The organism is Nocardia concava NBRC 100430, from assembly GCF_000308815.1.
Lineage (GTDB): Bacteria > Actinomycetota > Actinomycetes > Mycobacteriales > Mycobacteriaceae > Nocardia > Nocardia concava.
Map to the genome: position 1 here is coordinate 45,253 of NZ_BAFX01000124.1, position 18,146 is coordinate 63,398.

Annotated in this window: 19 protein-coding genes and 1 tRNA gene; 9 read left to right on the forward strand and 11 right to left on the reverse strand. The window is 67.9% G+C overall.

From position 1 onward, the window contains the following. Window positions 1-71: 71 nt before the first annotated feature. From ON43_RS29270 to ON43_RS29280, 3 genes are all read right to left on the reverse strand, one after another. Window positions 72-506, reverse strand: a complete 435-nt coding sequence (locus ON43_RS29270; RefSeq protein WP_040812706.1) for an effector binding domain-containing protein — start codon at window positions 504-506, stop codon at window positions 72-74. Further along, a complete protein-coding gene (locus ON43_RS29275) occupies window positions 503-946 on the reverse strand; it encodes a GyrI-like domain-containing protein (protein ID WP_040812708.1) in 444 nt (147 codons plus the stop codon). Before ON43_RS29275 ends, ON43_RS29270 begins: the two co-directional genes overlap by 4 nt. A gap of 138 nt (window positions 947-1,084) precedes the next feature. Further along, complete coding sequence (locus ON43_RS29280; protein ID WP_040812710.1) at window positions 1,085-1,759, reverse strand: trimeric intracellular cation channel family protein; 675 nt, start codon at window positions 1,757-1,759, stop codon at window positions 1,085-1,087. A gap of 120 nt (window positions 1,760-1,879) precedes the next feature. Between ON43_RS29280 and ON43_RS29285 the strand changes: the two genes are divergently transcribed. From ON43_RS29285 to ON43_RS29295, 3 genes are all read left to right on the forward strand, one after another. Then, window positions 1,880-2,608 (forward strand): uracil-DNA glycosylase, encoded by a 729-nt coding sequence (locus ON43_RS29285; protein ID WP_040812712.1) that lies wholly within the window; start codon window positions 1,880-1,882, stop codon window positions 2,606-2,608. Window positions 2,609-2,692: 84 nt separating this feature from the next. Then, window positions 2,693-3,322: a TetR/AcrR family transcriptional regulator gene (locus ON43_RS29290; RefSeq protein ID WP_051179416.1), complete on the forward strand. Its 630-nt coding sequence runs from the start codon at window positions 2,693-2,695 to the stop codon at window positions 3,320-3,322. An 88-nt stretch (window positions 3,323-3,410) separates the two neighbouring features. Further along, window positions 3,411-3,483 (forward strand) — tRNA-Ala (locus ON43_RS29295). A 56-nt stretch (window positions 3,484-3,539) separates the two neighbouring features. Here the strand turns inward: ON43_RS29295 and ON43_RS29300 are convergent. From ON43_RS29300 to ON43_RS29310, 3 genes are read right to left on the reverse strand one after another with little or no spacing between them, the layout of a single operon-like run. Then, a complete protein-coding gene (locus ON43_RS29300) occupies window positions 3,540-5,378 on the reverse strand; it encodes an arabinofuranosyltransferase AftB family protein (protein WP_373283496.1) in 1,839 nt (612 codons plus the stop codon). A 53-nt stretch (window positions 5,379-5,431) separates the two neighbouring features. Next, window positions 5,432-6,685, reverse strand: a complete 1,254-nt coding sequence (gene fmdA / locus ON43_RS29305) for a formamidase (protein WP_040812716.1) — start codon at window positions 6,683-6,685, stop codon at window positions 5,432-5,434. Window positions 6,686-6,703: 18 nt separating this feature from the next. Further along, window positions 6,704-6,982, reverse strand: coding sequence for an FmdB family zinc ribbon protein (locus tag ON43_RS29310; RefSeq protein ID WP_040812718.1), 279 nt, complete (start codon window positions 6,980-6,982; stop codon window positions 6,704-6,706). Window positions 6,983-7,204: 222 nt separating this feature from the next. On the opposite strand from ON43_RS29310, the gene ON43_RS29315 reads away from it, so the two are divergent. Continuing rightward, window positions 7,205-8,890, forward strand: coding sequence for a purine-cytosine permease family protein (locus ON43_RS29315; RefSeq protein ID WP_051179417.1), 1,686 nt, complete (start codon window positions 7,205-7,207; stop codon window positions 8,888-8,890). A 59-nt stretch (window positions 8,891-8,949) separates the two neighbouring features. Here ON43_RS29315 and ON43_RS29320 read toward each other — a convergent pair whose 3' ends face one another. Next, complete coding sequence (locus ON43_RS29320) at window positions 8,950-10,059, reverse strand: substrate-binding domain-containing protein (protein WP_245568800.1); 1,110 nt, start codon at window positions 10,057-10,059, stop codon at window positions 8,950-8,952. 36 nt (window positions 10,060-10,095) lie between these two features. Here ON43_RS29320 and ON43_RS29325 point away from each other — a divergent pair, with 36 nt between their 5' ends. Further along, window positions 10,096-10,536, forward strand: coding sequence for a MarR family winged helix-turn-helix transcriptional regulator (locus ON43_RS29325; protein WP_040812912.1), 441 nt, complete (start codon window positions 10,096-10,098; stop codon window positions 10,534-10,536). 12 nt (window positions 10,537-10,548) lie between these two features. On the opposite strand, the gene tauD is transcribed toward ON43_RS29325, so the two are convergent. Both tauD and ON43_RS29335 read right to left on the reverse strand, forming a co-directional pair. After that, entirely contained in the window at window positions 10,549-11,472 is a 924-nt protein-coding gene (tauD, locus tag ON43_RS29330) for a taurine dioxygenase (protein ID WP_040812721.1), read from the reverse strand. Continuing rightward, the gene (locus tag ON43_RS29335) at window positions 11,469-12,119 is read right to left on the reverse strand and encodes a TetR/AcrR family transcriptional regulator (protein ID WP_051179420.1); all 651 of its coding nucleotides are present in this window, start codon (window positions 12,117-12,119) and stop codon (window positions 11,469-11,471) included. The genes tauD and ON43_RS29335 overlap by 4 nt, the downstream gene beginning before the upstream one ends. 199 nt (window positions 12,120-12,318) lie before the next feature. On the opposite strand from ON43_RS29335, the gene ON43_RS29340 reads away from it, so the two are divergent. Then, window positions 12,319-13,704, forward strand: a complete 1,386-nt coding sequence (locus ON43_RS29340; RefSeq protein ID WP_281033361.1) for an ammonium transporter — start codon at window positions 12,319-12,321, stop codon at window positions 13,702-13,704. Window positions 13,705-13,708: 4 nt separating this feature from the next. Here ON43_RS29340 and ON43_RS29345 read toward each other — a convergent pair whose 3' ends face one another. Beyond that, window positions 13,709-14,596 carry a LysR family transcriptional regulator gene (locus ON43_RS29345; protein WP_040812722.1) on the reverse strand — a complete coding sequence of 296 codons (888 nt, stop codon included), beginning with the start codon at window positions 14,594-14,596 and terminating at the stop codon, window positions 13,709-13,711. Between the two features lie 143 nt (window positions 14,597-14,739). On the opposite strand from ON43_RS29345, the gene ON43_RS29350 reads away from it, so the two are divergent. From ON43_RS29350 to ON43_RS29360, 3 genes are all read left to right on the forward strand, one after another. Then, entirely contained in the window at window positions 14,740-15,948 is a 1,209-nt protein-coding gene (locus ON43_RS29350; protein WP_086008048.1) for an MFS transporter, read from the forward strand. Between the two features lies 1 nt (window position 15,949). Next, window positions 15,950-16,900, forward strand: a complete 951-nt coding sequence (locus tag ON43_RS29355; RefSeq protein WP_040812723.1) for a LysR family transcriptional regulator — start codon at window positions 15,950-15,952, stop codon at window positions 16,898-16,900. 205 nt (window positions 16,901-17,105) lie between these two features. Further along, the gene (locus ON43_RS29360; RefSeq protein ID WP_040812724.1) at window positions 17,106-17,468 is read left to right on the forward strand and encodes a hypothetical protein; all 363 of its coding nucleotides are present in this window, start codon (window positions 17,106-17,108) and stop codon (window positions 17,466-17,468) included. A gap of 50 nt (window positions 17,469-17,518) precedes the next feature. Here ON43_RS29360 and ON43_RS29365 read toward each other — a convergent pair whose 3' ends face one another. Beyond that, entirely contained in the window at window positions 17,519-18,136 is a 618-nt protein-coding gene (locus tag ON43_RS29365) for a TetR/AcrR family transcriptional regulator (protein ID WP_040812725.1), read from the reverse strand. Window positions 18,137-18,146: the final 10 nt, after the last annotated feature.

Sequence of the window (18,146 nt, forward strand, 5' to 3'; positions counted from 1 at the left end):
CAAACCATTGCTATCAGTCATGAATTGCAATGACAAGACCAGTCGGTTCCCATTTAGTTAACCGATGGCTATCACACCAAGATCGAGATGAAGAGCTCCAGTTCGGTGGGGCCGGACCAGATCTCGATCTCTTCACGGTAGGCGCGGGTGATCTCCGCCGAGGCGGTGGCATCGTCGACCTGGGCCCAGACGTCCTCGGCCGGATCGTGGTAGTCGCCGTTGGGGCGGAAGCGGGCGTAGACGCCCTTGGGGACGCGGATGAGGACGTCGCCGACGGGGACATCGTCCGGATCGGGGTATTCGTAGGAGACCAGGACGTTGTAGTTGCCGGCGGGGTCGGGGACGTAGACGGTGGCCAGGGGGCGGTCGATGCCGTCGCGGTCGCGCAGGCGGTCGCGGAGGAATTCGATGAGCTCGCTGTTGGAGACCTTGAAGCTGGGGCGCACGCGCGGGACCACCAGGCCGCCGTAGACGCCGCCCGGCCGGACCACGATCGAATAGGTCATGACGGCTCGACCGCCAGGTAGAGGTCGATCTTGTAGGCGTGCGGGTAGGTCTCGAAGTCGCCGGTGTGGATGCGCTTGATCTGCTTGTGCTCCTCGGCGTACGCGATCTGGGTCCACAGATCGGTCATGACCTGCGGGAAGTTGCCGACCGAGGAGAAGCGGGCGTAGGTGCCGCGGGGCAGGCGGGCCACCAGGTGACCGCGGGTCACCTCGGCCAGGGAACGGCATTGGTAGCCGACGATCTGGGTGTTGTAGGTCCCGAGTTCGGCCGCGTAGTCGGTGTAGGCGGAAGCCAGCGGGCCACCGAGTTCCTGATGCAGGACGGCGGCCCAGGCCACCTCCAGATCATGGTCACGCAGTTCACCGAGGGCACGTTTCGGACTGCGGACCGGCAACCCGGCCACCCACGTCTCGTCCCGCTCGACGATCTCGAACTGCATTGGTAAGGAACTCTCTCGAGGTGTGATTCACAGCCAGTCGGCCAAGCCTTCGCCATGCTATCAATCACCCCGGGGCGTGCTCGGCGACACGAGCGGGGGCGTTGCTCCACAACACGCCGGGGCTTGGGATCGGGCGAATCAGACGGGCGGGCTGTCGTCGCGGCGACGTCGGTGCGGGCGGGCCATGGGGGCGTGCCAGTGCCTGAGCATGGCGATCAGGCGCAGGGCCACCGCGCCCGCACCGGCCAAAGCGCCTGTCCAGTAGGTGTATTCGCCGTAGTGCAGCAGGGTCGCGGTGACCGCGGAACCGAGCAGGGCGGGGACCGCGTAGAGCTCGCCGTCGGACAGGACGCTCGGGGTGACACCGGCCAGGACGTCGCGGATGACACCGCCGCCGACCGCGGTGACCAGGCCCAGCGCCGCCGCCGAGGTGGCCGACATGCCGTGCTGGAAGGCGCTGACCGTGCCGGTCACGCAGAAGATGCCGAGGCCGATGGCGTCGGCGACCATCAGCGGGGTGCGGACCACCCGCACCGGCGGATGCCAGAAGAAGATGAGGACCGCCGAGAGCAGCGCGACCCCGCCGTAGGAGAGGTCCTCGAAGGCGACCGGCGGGGTGCGGCCGATGACCAGATCGCGGATGACTCCACCACCCGTCGCGGTCGCGATGGCCAGGACCCCGATGCCGACCACATCGAAGCGGCGACGCACCGCCAGCAGCGCGCCCGACAGTCCGAATGCGAACACGCCCACCAGGTTTCCCGCACTCTGCGCCGCGTCCACGGCGGTGCCGAGTTCGACGAGATCACTCATTGCGTGGCCGGTTCCCTTCCAGATCGCTAACTCTCGGCTACCGGCGATCAGTATGCCTCGCGCCCAAGATCGCCCGGTCGGCGCGTGACATCGCCGCGTCGCCGCCCGGTTCGTCCGGTGATGCGCTTGAATTTCCTCGTGTGCCGCACAATTGCCCAGCTCGACGCGGAACTTACCGCGTGCCGCGCCTGCCCCCGACTGGTGGCCTGGCGGGAGCGGGTCGCGCACGAGAAAAGGGCCGCCTTCAGTGACGAGAATTACTGGGGCAAGCCGGTTCCCGCCTTCGGTCCGGCCGACGCCCGGGTCCTGATCGTCGGCCTCGCGCCCGCCGCGCACGGCGGTAATCGCACCGGGCGCATGTTCACCGGCGACCGCAGCGCGGACGTGCTCATCGCCTGCATGTACGCGGCCGGGCTGGCCAATCAGCCCACCAGCGTCTCCGCCGACGACGGACTCCGGTTGATCGGCGCCCGCATGACCGCCCCCGTCCACTGCGCCCCACCCGACAACAAGCCGACCCCCGCCGAACGCGACAACTGCCGCCACTGGCTGATCACCGAGCTGGGCCTGCTCGCCCCGACCCTGCGCTCGATCGTGGTGCTCGGCGGCTGGGGGTGGCAGGCACTGCTGCCCGCCCTGACCGAATCCGGCTGGGCCATCCCCAAACCCAGGCCCAAGTTCGGCCACGGCGCACATTTCGAACTCTCCCCCGCCCGCCCCGACCGCGCCCCTCTCCATCTGTTCGGGACGTATCACCCCTCGCAGCAGAACACCTTCACCGGCCGCCTGACCCCGGCCATGCTCGAACAGGTCCTGCGCGACGCCGCCCACGCCGCCGACCTCCCCTGACTTCGCGCTCGCGGGTGATGAGTCCGCCCCACCGGATACGATGCGGTCGTGAGCAGGGGTGATGGCGAATCCGATCCAGAAGGCATGGTCGCCGAGGGGTCAGGCGGGGGTGTGAAGGTGCGGCGCGGTCGGGCCGAGACACGGCAGCGGCTGCTGGACGCGGCCTTCGAGGCGTTCGCCGAGGAGGGTTTCGGCCGCTGCTCGGTCGAGCAGGTCTGTGAGCGGGCCGGATTCACGCGCGGCGCGTTCTATTCGAATTTCACCTCGCTCGAGGAGCTGTTCCTCGCCATGTGGGAGCAGCGCTCGGCACGCATGCTGACCGAGGTGGCGGCGGTACTCGACGCCCCGAGCGGCGTGGAGGGCGATCCGCGCCGAGCCATCGAACAGGTCCTCTCCGCAGTCCCGGTGGACGACAAGTGGTTTCGCATCACCTCCGAATTCACCGCCCACGCCCTCCGCAACCCCGACCTCCGCCAGGTGATGGTCGCCCGCGAGGAAGCCATCGGCGCCGCCCTCATCCCGGTCATGGTCACCCTCATGCGCCGCAACGGCCGCCACATCCCCGACCCGTCGGCCCTCGCCCGAGCCCTGGTCGCCGTCAACGACGGCACCCAAGCCCAATGCCTCCTCGAACCCGACAACCCAGCCGTCCACTCCCACCGAGTAGACCTCTTCCTCCACGTCATCGACTCCTACAGCGAACCCATCTCCTGACCGCCCAAAACCCCCGATAACCAGCCGATTCGTCCCCTCCCCCGTCCACCTGCTAAAGTTTTCCACCGCGGGCCGGAAACGACCCCGCGGGGCTATAGCGCAGTTGGTAGCGCGTCTCGTTCGCATCGAGAAGGTCAGGGGTTCGATTCCCCTTAGCTCCACAGCACGAGAAATCCCGGTACCTCTGCAGAGGTACCGGGATTTTTTGCTTCCGAGATCATGCGGCCGGGGGTAGGTGGCAGCGGGCGATCTCGAATTCGGGGACGCGGTCGATGCGGTAGGCGGCGTAATTCAGGGATTGAAGGATGTTGCGGTGGAAGCGGGCGAAGGTCAGCGGGTCCCGGGTGGAGGCGAGGAGGTCGCGGGTTTCGGGGCAGGAGAGAGCCGTTCGGATTCGGGTCGTCCAGCCTTCGTCTAGGAACCAGGGGAGGAGGGGGTGGGCGGTGGCCATGCCTGTGTCCACGACGGCCCAGTCGGAGTCGAGGTTTTTGTCGTGGCCTATGCGGGCGTTGGGGAAGCGGAAGGTGTGGGCGGCTAGGGGGTAGGCCAGGCCCATTGGGTCTAGGACTCGGACGTTGAGGGGCATGTTCATGCTGATCATGCCTAGGTTTATGAAGAAGACGGTGTTCGGGGTGGGGGCGGCCGGGGGCGGGACTGTCTGCCACTCCTGGAAGGAAGGGGTGTTGATGAGAAGGCCGCCGTTGGGGTTGCGTGCGACTTCTCGGAGCATGGGTCGGATGCGTGGGTAGTCGAGGTAGTCCTCGGCGCGGATGGGGTGGGGGTGGCCGGTGGTGCGGATGTAGTAGAGGCGTTCGTCGGCGATGCCGGAGGGGGTTATCGCATTGGCGGATTCGATGGCGGTCACGTCGGCCACGACGAGCGCCCAGCCTGCGATGCCGGAGTATGCCGCAGCCGCCGCGATTCGGTGCGGGCGCGAGTTCGACGGCTCGGCAGCCGATTTCAGTGGCAGCACCATGACGGGCAGCAGTAGGCAGAACAGTGGTGGGAGCAGCATGCGGCCGTGCATGAAATCGCCGCCGACGCGAATCTCGTAGGCGGTCAACAGCAGACCGGCGCCGACCATGAGGGCGACCACTGCGGCGGGTGATCGCCGCCATGCGGCGAGGCCGCCGCGGGGTAGCCGAGATCGCAGCGTGAACAGCGAGGCGACGCTCAATAAGAGCAAGGGAACCCACAGCCAGTAGGGACCCACGAAATTCCAGAGATAGGCGAGTCCCTGCCGCCATTTCGCGCCGCTCGCATCTTTCGCGACGGCCGTGTTCGGATAGGGCAGTCCGTAGTAGCCCATTCGCCAGATCTGATAGCTCACCGGTACGAGACCCGCGGCTATCACGGTGGATGCGCGGAATATCGACGGCCGCAACCGAGTCTCCGGCAGTGGCGCACTGCAGATCATGAAAACCGCTGGCGCACCGACGATTACCAGCTCCGGCCTGATCAACGGAGCCAGGCCCGCGAAGAACGCCACCCCGAGAGAACTTGTCAGCGTGGACTTTTCCGACCGACTCCAAGTGATCAGCCACCACCACAGCACCGCGAGCCAGCAGAGCACCAGACTGGATTCCAACCCCGAGGTGACGTAGTCGCGAGCCGGAGGCAAGGCGATATAGACGAGAGCGCCTGCGGGAAGCAGTAATCGACCACCGCCCCACAGCCGAGCCGTACCCATCATCGCGATGACGATGGCCACCACCGACAGGATCAGCCCGATACCCAGCGCGACATACTCCAGTCGCGCCCGCGTCACCCAGCTACCGGCCCAGATGAGGTACGTCCACCCCGTGCTGGTGTTGACCTCGACGCGCTCACCCGCGTTGAACACCGGACCGTTGCCCGCCAGCAGATTTCGCACCGTACGCAGCACGGTCAAACCGTCGTCGGCGATCCACCGCCGCTCCCAGCCTCCGATCGCGAAAAGCCCTGCGGCCAGCACGATTCCACCGAACAGACCGATTCTGTCAATACGATTCCCCACATCGCAATCTTGGATTCCCCGCCCCGGCCGGGCAGGCCACAGAAAGCGTGGGCGCGACATCCCCTTTCAAGATCATTAATATCGGCACCGATTCCGGCATCCGCCGGTCGCCGTCAGCGGGCGGCGTGCGGGGCGCCGATTCCCGGGTCGATGCGGACGGGGCCGGAAGCGGTGGGGGCCAAGGGGAAGTCGAAGATCGCGGTGGGGAGGTAGACGGTGGCGCAGGAGTTGGGGATGTCGACCACGCCCGAGAAGCGGCCTTCGATGGGGGCGGCGCCCAGGAGTAGGTAGGCCTGTTCGCGGCTGTAGCCGAAGTTGGTGAGGTAGTCGATGGCGTGCAGGCAGGCTCGCTCGAAGGCCAATTGCGAGTCCAGGTAACGCTGTTCGCCGTCGAGAGTGACCGAGGTGCCGGAGAAGGCCAGGTACTCGGAGTAGACGGGGCCTTCGTTGCCGGGCAGGAAGACCGCGTTCTCGGTGACGCCGTAGAGCGTCATGCCGTTCTTGATCAGATCCACCCGCAGGTCGATGAAGCCGCCCATCTCGATCGCGCCGCAGAAGGTGATCTCACCGTCGCCCTGCGAGAAGTGCAGGTCGCCGACAGACAGGTTCGCGCCCGGCACGAAGACCGGATAGAACACGCGGCTGCCGCGGGTGAGGTTCTTGATGTCCTGGTTGCCGCCGTTCTCCCGCGGGGGCGCGGTGCGCGCGGCCTCGGCCGCGGCCCTGGTGAAGTCGGTGCCGGTGAGGTTGCCGAGGATGGCGTCCCGCGGTTCGGGCGGCAGCGCCAGCGGCGGCACCCGTTCGGGATCGGTGGCGATGAGCGCGGCCTCGCGGGCGTTCCAGGTACCGAGCAGCCCGGCCGAGGGCGCGGTGCCCATGAGCCCCGGATGCATGATGCCGGTGAACTTCACACCCGGAATGTGCCGGGAGGTGGTGGTGTGGCCGCTGAAATCCCAGATGGCCTTGTACGCGTCCGGAAAATGCTCGGTGAGAAAGCCGCCGCCGTTGTCGGTCGGGAAGATGCCGGTGTAACCCCAGCCCTGTCCGGCCAGCGGGCCCGAATCCTCCTGCGGGATGGGCCCGATGTCGAGGATGTCGACGATGAGCAGGTCGCCGGGCTCGGCCCCTTCCACCGCGAACGGCCCGGACAGGCAGTGCACGGTGGTGAGCGGCGCGTTGAGGACGTCCTCGGCGGAGTCGTCGTTGTGGATGGCGCCGTCGAACCATTCGCGGACGTGCACGCGGAACTCGGTGCCGGGCGCGACGGTGGCGACCGCCGGGATGTCGGGGTGCCAGCGATTGTGGCCGACGAACTTCTGATCGGCGAACTTCTTGGTGGAATCGAGCGGGAAGATCAGCTCCGGCATCGGTGCCTCCTCGGGATATCAGGGTCGGGGTAGTTTGCGGTGCAAGGGATTCCGGGTGATGCGCGCACCTTGCGCGGCGGGCGGACCGGCCACCACCGGCGGTTCGTGCGCGGTGCGCGCGGTGGCGTCGAGCAGCCGCGCGGCGGGCGAGCCGGTATGCAGCAGTGCGCCTCCGCCGGGTCGGTGGCGGGCCGGCTGTGCGCAGGTCGGGCACGGCTGGGCGTCGGGCACGCCGCTCATCGGATGGGAGTGCACGAAGACACCGCAGCTGGGACAGCGGAACTCGTAGTACGGCACGGGATTACTTTCATTTGTAGATATTTCAGATGCCTACTATACGAACGGCCCACCGTCTCCTGGGTGAAACCGCCGGATTAAGTGCGTGTTACCAGATCCAGCCGGAGTATCCGTCCGGTAAATCTTCAAATGAGTTATATTCATCTGAAAATATTCACTCTAGGGTCTGTTCTCGTTGGATTCCGGGGCCGTGTCCGCCCCGACAGCAAGGAGAACGACGCCATGAGCACAACCGCCCCTTGGCAGCGGTTCCAGCAATGGGCCGCGCGCGACCACATCGAGGACTACTCACTGCGCTACGCGCCCAAGTCCTTCCGCCGCTGGAGCCCGATGGCCTGCGCGGTCGCCGCGCTGGGCGGCATCGCCTACCTCGCGGACTACTCCATCGGAGCGTCCATCGCCGTCACCCACGGATCGGCGAGCGCGGTCATCGCCATCCTGGTGGCGGCGGCGACCATCTTCCTGACCGGCATCCCCATCGCGTACTACGCCGCGAAGTACAACCTGGACATGGATCTGCTCACGCGCGGAGCGGGTTTCGGCTATTTCGGCTCCACGCTGACCAGCCTCATCTACGCCAGTTTCTGCTTCATCTTCTTCGCCCTGGAGGGCTCGATCATGGCGCAGGCCATGAAGCTGGCCTTCCACATCCCGCTGCCGCTGGGGTACGTGATCGGGTCGCTGATCATCATTCCCCTTGTGCTGTACGGGATGTCGGCGCTGGCCAAGTTCCAGGTGTGGACGCAGCCGCTGTGGCTGATCCTGTTCGCGGCGCCGTTGGTGATGATCGCCGTCGGCGATCCGCACGGTTTCGACGGCTTCCTGTCCTGGGCGGGCGACGGCGGCACCGAGCGGGTGACGGCGATCGGCGTCGGGGCGGGCGCGGGCGTCGCGCTGTCGCTCATCGCGCAGATCGGTGAGCAGGTGGACTATCTGCGGTTCATGCCGGAGAAGTCGGAGACCCCGGCGTGGCGGTGGTGGTCGGCGGTGCTGGCGGCCGGACCCGGATGGGTGATTCTCGGTGCGGCCAAGCAGTTGTGCGGCGCGTTCCTGGCGTTCTACGTCGCGGGACAGGTCGGCTTCACCCGCGCCACCGAGCCCATCGAGGAGTTCCTGGGCGGCTACGGCGCGCTCATCCACAATCACGCGGCGGCGTTGACCATCGCGACCGTCATGGTGCTGCTGTCCCAGATCAAGATCAATGTCACGAACGCGTACTCCGGCTCGCTGTCCTGGTCCAACTTCTTCAGCCGGGTGCTGCACGTGCATCCCGGTCGGGTGGTGTGGCTGGCGCTGCACATCGCGATCGCCCTGGCCCTCATGCTCGGCAACATGTTCACCGTGTTGAACACCATCCTGGGCTTCTACTCCAACGTGGCCATCGCATGGGTGGGCGCGATCGTGGCGGATCTGGTGATCAACAAGGGCATTCTGAAGATCAGCCCTTCCTACATCGAGTTCAAGCGCGCCTATCTGTATCCGATCAACCCGGTCGGGTTCGTCTCCATGCTGGCGGGGTCGGCGCTGTCGATCGTGGCCTACTTCGGCGCCTTCGGCCCGTTCCTCGAGGCCTGGTCCCCGTACCTGGCGCTGGCGGTGGCGGTGGTGCTGACGCCGGTCATCGCGGTGCTCACCGGCGGCAAATACTATCTGGCACGGCCGAATCCGCTGCGCGAGGAAATCGAGAAGGAACCGCTCTGGGCGGGCCAGACCCTGCTGGACGTGGTGGACGGCAAGCGCTACGAACTGCCGGACATGGTGCACGACTGCCCGTTCCACGGCGGCCCGATCTCCTCGCTGACCTGCACGCTCACCAAGAACTGCGAGGAACGCTGCCAGTCGCCCGCCTACACCGATGCGGTGGCGGCCGCCGATCTGGATCTCACCCCGGCGACCGCACGCGAATAGCGTTGTACCACAATACTACTCACCCGTCGTGGCGGTCCCGAACGAGCCGGGCCGCCACGTCAGGCCGTCAGCTCCGCTTGGACATCGAAATGCAGGAGATCCGCGCCCGCGACGTAGACCGGCTGGGTGGTGTGCGTGCCGCGCACCCGGACCTCGCCCCGCGGGCCGTGATAGGTCACCCGGGAGGCGCTGGACTCGATGGCGCGCAGGTCCAGGCTGCGCGCCCGCTCCACCAGCGATGCGAACAAAAGCAGTCCCTCGTAACAGGATTCGCCGATATTGCTCAGCGCGGGCGCGAGCGATCCGTAGCGGGCGGCGTAGCGGCTGCCGAAGCTCATCCCGGCGGGCGACACCACGCTCTCGAAATACCCTGACGCGGTGAACAATCCGTGTGCGCTGTCCGCGCCGCCGGCGTAGAGCACGTCCTCGCCGATCATCATGCTCAGCCGGATGCGGTCCTCGTCGAACCCGGCGGCCGCGAACGCGCGGTTGAACGCCGCGCAGTCCGCACCCACCATGAACAGCAGCACGCCCTGCGCGGGCGAGTCGGAGATCAGGGACAGCGCGGTAGAGAAATCCCGGCCGCCCAATGGCACGAAGGCCGAGCCGACCACCTCGATGTCGGTGGTGCCGGCGGCGAATTCAACGGTGGCGCGGGCTGTTTCGCGCGGCCACACGTAGTCGTTGCCGATCACGCACCAGCGGCGCACCCCCAATTCCCGCCGCAGCCAGCGCAAGGCCGGAAAAAGCTGCTGCTCGGGGGTCTCGCCGACCATGTAGACGCCGTCGGAGCTCTCGCCGCCCTCGTAGAAGGTGGTGTAGACGTAGGGGACGCGGCCCTCGGTGTGCGGCGTGATGACCTTGCGAGCGTTGGACAGATGCCAGCCCACGACCCCGTCGATCAGGCCGCGGCCCACCATCTGCTCGAGCTGCGCGGCCAGCAGCGGCAGCGGCAACCCGGCATCGACGGGATGCAGCCGCACCCGGCGGTCGAGAATGCCGCCGGCGGCGTTGATGTCGTCGAGGGCAAGATCGGCGCAGGCCTCCGCGGAGGGACCGAACATCCCGGCCGGGCCGCTCAGCGGCACGACCAGGGCAAGGTCCACCGTGTCACGCGAAGCGCGCAGGTCCCGGATCGACACGGGCACCACCACCCGTAGTGCTTGCAAGTGAAAATGATTCATACGGCGCTGTACAGTGCTGGGGTGGACGATAGCACCGCTCTGGCCGCCCTGGACGATCTGACCCGCCTCGTGCGGCGGGCGTCACAGGAATTGGACCGGGCCATCGCCACCTGTCTCGGCGAATCATCCGTCGGCCGTTGGCATGTCCTGAACGCCGTCGCCGAGTCGGAGGGCCTGTCGATGTCCCAGCTGGTCGACGTCACCCTGCTCAACTCGGCGACACTCACCCGGCTGATCGACGCGATGATCGCCGACAACCTGGTGCTGCGCAAGGTGGATGCCGCCGACCGCCGCCGCGTCCTGGTCTACCCCACCCGCCGCGGCCTGCTCACCCGCAAGGTCATGTCCGAGGCCCTGACCACCGCGGGCCTCACCCGCCTCGTCGCCGGCACCGCTCCGTTGACGAAATCCCTGACGGCCCTGGTGGATCGAATCGCGGTCACCGAGCCCGCCCCGCTCTGACCGTCGGCCGGATCAGCGGTAGGGGCGGTCGCCGAGGATGGCGGCGCGTTCCATTACGCGGCGCTGGGGGAAGTAGTCGTTGACGGCGTAGTGCTGGGTGGCGCGGTTGTCCCAGAAGGCGATCGAGCCTGCGGCCCAATGGAATCGGACCTGATACTCCGGGGTGCGGGCGTGCAGGAAGAGCTGGCGCAGGAGGGCTTCGCTCTCGTCGGTCTCCAGGCCGACGATGTGGGTGGTGAAGACGGCGTTGACGAACAGGGTCTTGCGGCCGGTGCGGGGGTGGGTACGCACGACGGGGTGGGCGACGGGCGGGAATTCGGCTTGGCGGCGGGCGAGTTCGTCGGCGTCGAGGAAGCGGCCGAACGGCAGGGTGAAGTCGTGCACCGCGTCCAGGCCGTCGATGCGCGCCTTCAGGTCGTCGGGCAGGTTGTCGTAGGCGGCGGCCATGTCCGCGAACAGGGTGTCGCCGCCGGCCGCGGGGACCTCGATGGCGCGCAGCACCGAGCCGAGCGCGGGGCGCTCGCGCCAGGTGACGTCGGTGTGCCAGGCGTTCTCGACGCCGGGATTGTCGGCGTCCTTGGCGAAGCGGACGATCTCGGGGACGTCGCCCTGCGGCAGGAACGGGTGCACCTCGAGTTCGCCCCACAGCCGCGCGAAGTCGCGGTGCTGCGCCCCGGTGAGGTGCTGGTCGCGGAAGAACAGCACCTTCCACTCCAACAGCGCGCGGTCGAGTTCGGCGAACAGTTCCGGGCCGACCGGCTCGCGCAGGTCGATGCCGGAGATCTCCGCGCCGATCAGGTTGGTTTGCGGTGTGAGAGTGAAGAGTTCGTAGGGCGCGCTGTCGGCGCCGCCGGGCAGCCGGTGCAGGGTGCGCGGTCCGGCGGCCAGGGAGCGGCCGGTCAGCAGGTCGCCGAGGGTGGCGTAGGAGGCGGTCATCGTGATCCTTGTTCTGTCGGTGGATTTCGGGGTGGCCAGGGGTCGGTGAGGATGGCGGTGGCCGCGGCGACGAGCACCTCGAGGCCGAGGTCGCCGAGATGCGGTGGCGGATCGGGTTCTTGGAGACGGCGTTCCCGGTCGGCCAGTGCGGTGACGAAAAGCATCGAGACCAGTCGCATGCGCTCGTCGAAGATCTCGGGGGCGAGACCGTCGAGCGCGCCGCGCAGGCCCGCGACGACGAGCCGGACGCTCTCGGCCTCGGGACGGCGCAGGGTGTTGACGACCGGATCGAACTGTGGGCGCCACAGGGTTTCGGCGATGAAGCGCAGATACCAGCTGGGTTCGTCGCCGCGATCCGGATCGTGCAGCGTCGCGGCCAGCGGTTCGACGAGCGCGCGCACCAGTTGCTCGATGCTCGCGTCCGGGCCGAGCGCGCGCAGCCGGGCCAGTCGCTGCGCGTTCACCGTGGTCATCCGCCACACGTAGATCGCCTCGACCAGCGCCTCCTTGCTGCCGTAGTGATACGCCACCGCCGAGGTATTGCGTTGTCCTGCGGCCACCGCGATCTGCCGCAACGACACCGACTCGATGCCGAATTCGGCGAACAGGCGTTCCGCCGCCGCCAGGATCTGCGCTTTCGCCGCCATGCCCCCAAGTTAAAGCGGCTGCGTTAAACCGGCCAGGAATTGGTTCACGCAGATCCTTATCCCCGGCGGCGGGCCCGGGCCGCGCGGTCGTACGACCGGCCGCCATCGAATTCACCACCTCGAAACACCAACGGGCCACTGGGGGAAACAGCATTTTCCGATGCTGTGCGCGAATTCCCGTGGGATATGAGGTACGAGTGTGAATTCGGGAGATACCGCGTGGGTGCTGGCGAGCGCCGCGCTGGTCATGTTGATGACACCGGGGCTGGCGTTCTTCTACGGCGGCATGGTGGGCGGCAAGAGCGTGCTGAACATGCTGATGATGAACTTCGTCTGTCTGGGCGTCGTGTCGACCCTGTGGCTGTTGTACGGCTACAGCGAGTCGTTCGGCGACGATGCCTTTCAAGGGCTGGTGGGCGACATGTCGCACAGCCTGCTGCGCATGACGCAGGGATCGCTGTCCGGCCCTGCGGGACACCAGATTCCGACCATGGCGTTCGTGATGTTCCAGCTCATGTTCGCGGTCATCACGACGGCCCTGATCACCGGGGCGATCGCGGGGCGGACCCGATTCTGGAGCTGGGTGGCCTTCACGGTCCTGTGGACGACGGTGGTGTATTTCCCGGTCGCCCATTGGGTTTTCAGCGCCAGCGGGTTCACCGACACCGACGCGTCCGGCAATTCCACGGAGGTCGGAGGCTGGATCATCAACCGGCTGAAGGCATTCGACTTCGCGGGCGGCACGGCGGTGCACATCAACGCGGGTGCGGCCGCGCTCGCGGTGGTGCTGGTGGTCGGCGAGCGGCACGGCTGGCCGCGCAGCATCTCACGCCCGCACAACGTTCCGTTCACGCTGCTGGGAGCGTCGCTGCTGTGGTTCGGCTGGTACGGCTTCAATGCCGGATCCGCCTTGACCGCAGGCAATCTCGCCGCCCTGGCATTCACCAACACCACCATCGCGACGGGCGCGGCCTCGCTGGCGTGGATCGTGGTCGAGCAGCTGCGCGACGGGAAGCCGACCACCATCGGGGCGTCGTCCGGTGCGGTCGCCGGTCTGGTGGCCATCACGCCCGCCTGCGGTTTCGTGGGGGCCATCGGCGCGCTGTGCATCGGGCTGGTGGCCGGGGTGTGCTGTGCCCTGGCGGTGAGCCTGAAATACGTCTTCGGCTATGACGATTCGCTGGACGTGGTGGGCGTCCACCTGGTCGGCGGCCTGGTGGGAACGCTGCTGATCGGGCTGTTCGCCGACGCCTCGGTGAACCCGGCGGGCGGCAACGGCCTGCTCTTCGGCGGCGGTCTCGCCCAGCTCGAACGCCAAGCCGTCGCGGCCCTGGCCGTGCTGGCCTACTCCTTCCTCGCCACCCTGCTGCTCGCCTGGATCATCCACCGGCTGCTGGGTTTCCGCGTCGACGACGAGGCCGAGGTGAACGGCATCGACGAGGCCGAACACGCCGAATCCGCCTACGACACCCACGCTCCCGCGCCCGTGACCGTCACTCCCCCGCAGCCCCGGGTCTCGCCCCAGCGGCGCCAGCCAACTCCCCCACCGCGGCCCGTCCAGCGATCCCGCGACCAGTACTGGTGAGCGGTCAGAGCTGCCGGGCGCCCAGTTCGCGGATCACCTCGGCCACGGCGCGGATCGGCTCGGATTCGAGTTCGGAGCGCCAGATCAGGGCGTAGGAGATGGGCGGCATATCGGTGACCGGGATGAACCGGATATTGCTCATGCCCCAGTGCCGGCGCACGTGGCCGGGGAAGATGTGGACGACTTCCCCGGTGCTGATCATGTCGATCAGGTCGTCGGCGTGCAGGGCCGGGCGGCCGCGGTTCACCGGGTTGCCGCCGGGCGTGATGAACGGCAGGTAGCCGTCCTCCCAGTAGCGGGACCCGAGCGGGGCCATGGCGTGCAGGTACTCGGTGGTCTCCTCCAGGGTGACCGACTCGCGGTCGGCCAGCGGATGGTCGTCGGCGACGGCGAGGACCCGGGGATCGTGGAACAGCGTGGGCCCGACCACGAAATCGGGCTCGCGCACCGGCAGCCAGAGCACCACGGCGTCGAACTCGCCGCTGCGCAGCTGCTCGAACGGGTCGGTGTAGTGCATGCGGCGAAGTTTCAACTGCCAGTGGGGATGCCGATCCCGGAACTCGTCCCAGAAGACGCGGAACTCGCTGATGTTGAACGGCATCAGGCCCAGCCGCAGCACCGCGGTCTGGCCGCTGGCGGCGAGTTTGGCGCGGCGCATGCCGTAGGCGAGGCCCTCGTAGTGCGGGAGGAGATCGCTGCGGAGCTGTTCGCCGACGGTGGTGAGGCGGACGCTGCGGTTGGTGCGCTCGAAGAGCAGGGCGCCGATCTGACGCTCCTGCTTCTTGATCGCCTGGGTGATGCGCGCGGGGGTGACGTGCAGGCGTTCGGCGGTGCGGCCGAAGTGCAGTTCCTCGGCGAGCGTCAAGAAGATCTCGATGTCGCGCAGTTCCACGAAGTTCCCGTCTCGCTTACTCCGCGGTTAATGCGGCATTGCACTTTTCGTCGTTGTTCGGCCCCAAGGGGCTGACCATTCTAAATCGAGGCCCCGCCGGTCAACGGGACCGGCGGGGATTCTCACGAATGAGGAGTGTGCGCATGGTGAGCGCTGTCGGTTCTCCGGCACAGGAATCCAGACCGGAACGGGTGCCGCCGCATCGGTGGCTGGGTGTCGCGGCGGTCGCGATGGGGACGTTCGCGATGGTGACGTCCGAGGCCCTGCCGGTCGGCCTGTTGACCTCGGTCGGCGGTGCGCTCGACGTGTCCGAGGGCACGGCCGGGTTGATGGTGACGGTGCCCGGGCTGGTGGCCTCGGCGACCGCGCCGCTGCTGCCGGTGGCGATCGGCCGGCTGGATCGGCGGGTGGTGCTGCTCGGGCTGATCACGCTCATGGTCGGGGCGAATCTGATGTCGGCGTTCGCGCCGAACTTCCCGCTGCTGCTGGCCTCGCGCTTCCTGGTGGGCATCGCGATCGGCGGATTCTGGGCGCTGGCGGCGGGCATCGCGGTGCGCATGGTGCCGGAGCGGTTCATTCCGCGCGCGACGGCCATCGCCTTCGGCGGTGCGACCGCGGCCAATGTGCTCGGCGTCCCGGCGGGCACGCTGATCGGCGAATTGACCGACTGGCGTGTGGCTTTCGGTGTGCTGGGCGGACTGGGTCTGGTGGTCGTGGTGGCGTTGCTGCTCCTGCTGCCGCCGCTGCCCGCCACCGAACCGGTGCGGGTGCGCACGCTGGCCGGGCAGTTCCGTAATCCGGTGGTGCGGGCGGGCGTGCTGGTCACGTTCCTGCTGGTGAGCGGGCACTACACGGCGTTCACGTTCGTGAGCCCGATCCTGCAGGACGTGTCCGGGATGGACAAGGCGCTGGTCGGCCCGTCGCTGCTGGCCTTCGGAATCGCGGGCATCATCGGCAATTTCGTGGCCGGGGCGCTGGGTGGGCAGGATATTCGCAAGGCGCTCATCGCGATCGCCTCGCTGCTGGCGGTGGTGCTGGTGCTGATGGCGCTGGTGGGCGGCACGGTGGTGACGGGGCTGGGGCTGCTGATCGTGTGGGGTCTGGCGTTCGGCGGCATCCCGGTGGGGGTGCAGACCTGGATTCTGCGTGCCGCACCGGATTCCGCCGAGGCGGCCACGGCCTTGAACACCTCCATGTTCAATCTCGCCATCGCGCTGGGCGCGCTGTTCGGCGGGCTCGTGGCCGACAATGTGGCGCTGCGGGCGGTGCTGTGGGTCGGCGCGGCGCTGGCCGGGCTCGCCGCCGCGGCGGTGTGGGCGACCCGGAGCACGCGGGCCGAGGCGGATGCCTGACATGCCGAATTACGGTGCGGCGGACTGGGATCGGCGGCTGTACGAGCCGATCGCCCGGGATGCGCTGCCGGAGTTGAACATTCGGCTGCTCGAATCCTTCCTGACGGTGGCGTCGGCGGGCAATATCACGCGGGCGGCAACGCTGCTGCACATTACGCAGCAGACACTCTCGGCCCAGATCCGGCGGCTGGAGCGGACACTCGGAGCGGTACTGCTGGTCCGCGGGTCGGGCGGGACGCAATTGACCGATGCCGGAAGGGAACTCGCGAGCGGGGCGCAGGCCCTGGTCGACGACTGGGTGGGGCTGGCCGAACGGGTGAACAGGGTTGCGGGACAGGAGATCAACCGCCTGCGGGTGGTGTGCTGCCCCTGCCAGACCGCCCCGTTCCTGATCCGGGTGACCGACGGCCTCGAGGCGGCGGTGCCCGGTCTGCAGGTGGATCTGGTCAGCGTGCGGACCATGCCCGAGGGCGTGCGCGCCCTCGAATCCGGCCGGGCCGATGCCGGATTCGGCTGGCTCCCCCTGGACGGAACTCGCCTGCGCCACACCGTCATCGGCTCCGAGCCGTGGGTGGCGACGGTGTCCCGCGACCATCGTTTCGCCGAGCACGACGCGCTGGTGCTGGCCGAGTTGGCCGCCGATCCGGTGGTGCTGCCCGCGATCTTCGTGTCCGACAGCGTCGAACGCGGCTGGGTCGACGTCCTGCGCCCGGGCCGGTCGATGCGCGACCCGGCCGTCCTGGACGTGGAGGACGGTCCGATCATCGCGGCCCGGCGGCAAGGGATCTGGCTGGCACCCGAATCCATGGCCCGGCGGCACGCGGACAGCAGCTCACGGGCGCTCCCGGTGGCCGACGCACCCCCGATCGACGCGGTGATCATGTGGACCGATCGAGCCCCGAAACCCCTGGTCGACGAGCTGGTCAGCACGGCCCAGGGGGTGGCCGCATGACATCGGCGGGCTGGCGTCGAAAGCCGTGTTGGTCTTTGCCACCAGAAGAAGCTGTTTCCCAGCCGGTTTCGGGCTCAGAAGGATCACCGAGTAGCAAAAAGGGGCATTCGTCCGATAGCCATCGGAACGCTTCGATTCCTAGGGTTGGGTCGTCCGATCGCGAGGTCGGCCCCGCTCTGCCTGCACTGCGAACTGAAGGGGTTTCATGAGAACGTCATTGGGTGTCGCCGCACGGATTGCCGCGGTCAGCATTACGGGTTTGGGTTTCGCGGCCGTCCTGGGGGCTGGTAGCGCACAGGCCGCGCCGCAGGACTGCAGTGTCACGAAGGGATTGACCGACGCGACCGCCGTTTGCGCTCCCGACGGGGGCTCCAACTACGTCGTGCACCTGGATTGTGTCGGCCTCTACGCCAGCGGGCCGTTCCCGCTGTACGCGATCGGGCCGTACAAGTCGCTCAGCTATCCGTTCACCCCGTCGGGGCAGCCGGTTTCGGTTGGCTGCACGGGTATGGGGCCGGGTGTCATCGCCATAGCCACCAACGCTTATGTCGAGGTCTACCACCCGTAAGGATGTAGACGAGAGGCCCGGATCCAGCTGGATCCGGGCCTCTCGTCGTGTCAGTCCACTGCCGATGTCACTCGAGCCGGAGCCGCGGCGACGGCCAGCAGGGCGTCGGCGATCTGGTGGCAGAAGGCGTCGGCGTTCTCGTCGCCGTGCGTGAGGGCGCGGAAAAGCGTTGCACCGCGGAGTAATTCGAAGACCGCGTCCGCATCGCAGGCGGGGGATGCCTGACCGGCGGCCGCGGCGTCGGCGAGGAGTTCGCGCAGGGCCGCGCGGGTGGGCTGCTCGCCGAGGTCGAGGATGCGGCGGTGTTCCTCGCGATTGTCGTGATAGGCGGCGAGCAGGCCGGGCAGAGCCGAGCGGGCGGGCGGATACGCGGCCGCGGCGAGGAACAGGCGGGTCCAGGCCAGCAGGTCGGCGCGCAGGTCGCCGGTCGGGACCGGGTAGTTGCCGGTGTCCAGGGTGAAGGCGGCGTCCTCGATGAGGGCTCGCTTGCTGGGCCAGCGGCGGTAGATGGAGGTGGCGACGACGCCGGCGCGGCGCGCGACCGCGGCAATGGTGGTGGCCTCGTAACCGTCGCTGACCAGCAGTTCCTGGGTGGCGGCGAGCACCTGCGCGTCCAATTGTGGATCACGCGGGCGGCCGGGACCGGAGCGCGGGGCGGGCTGGGTCACGGAGATCTCC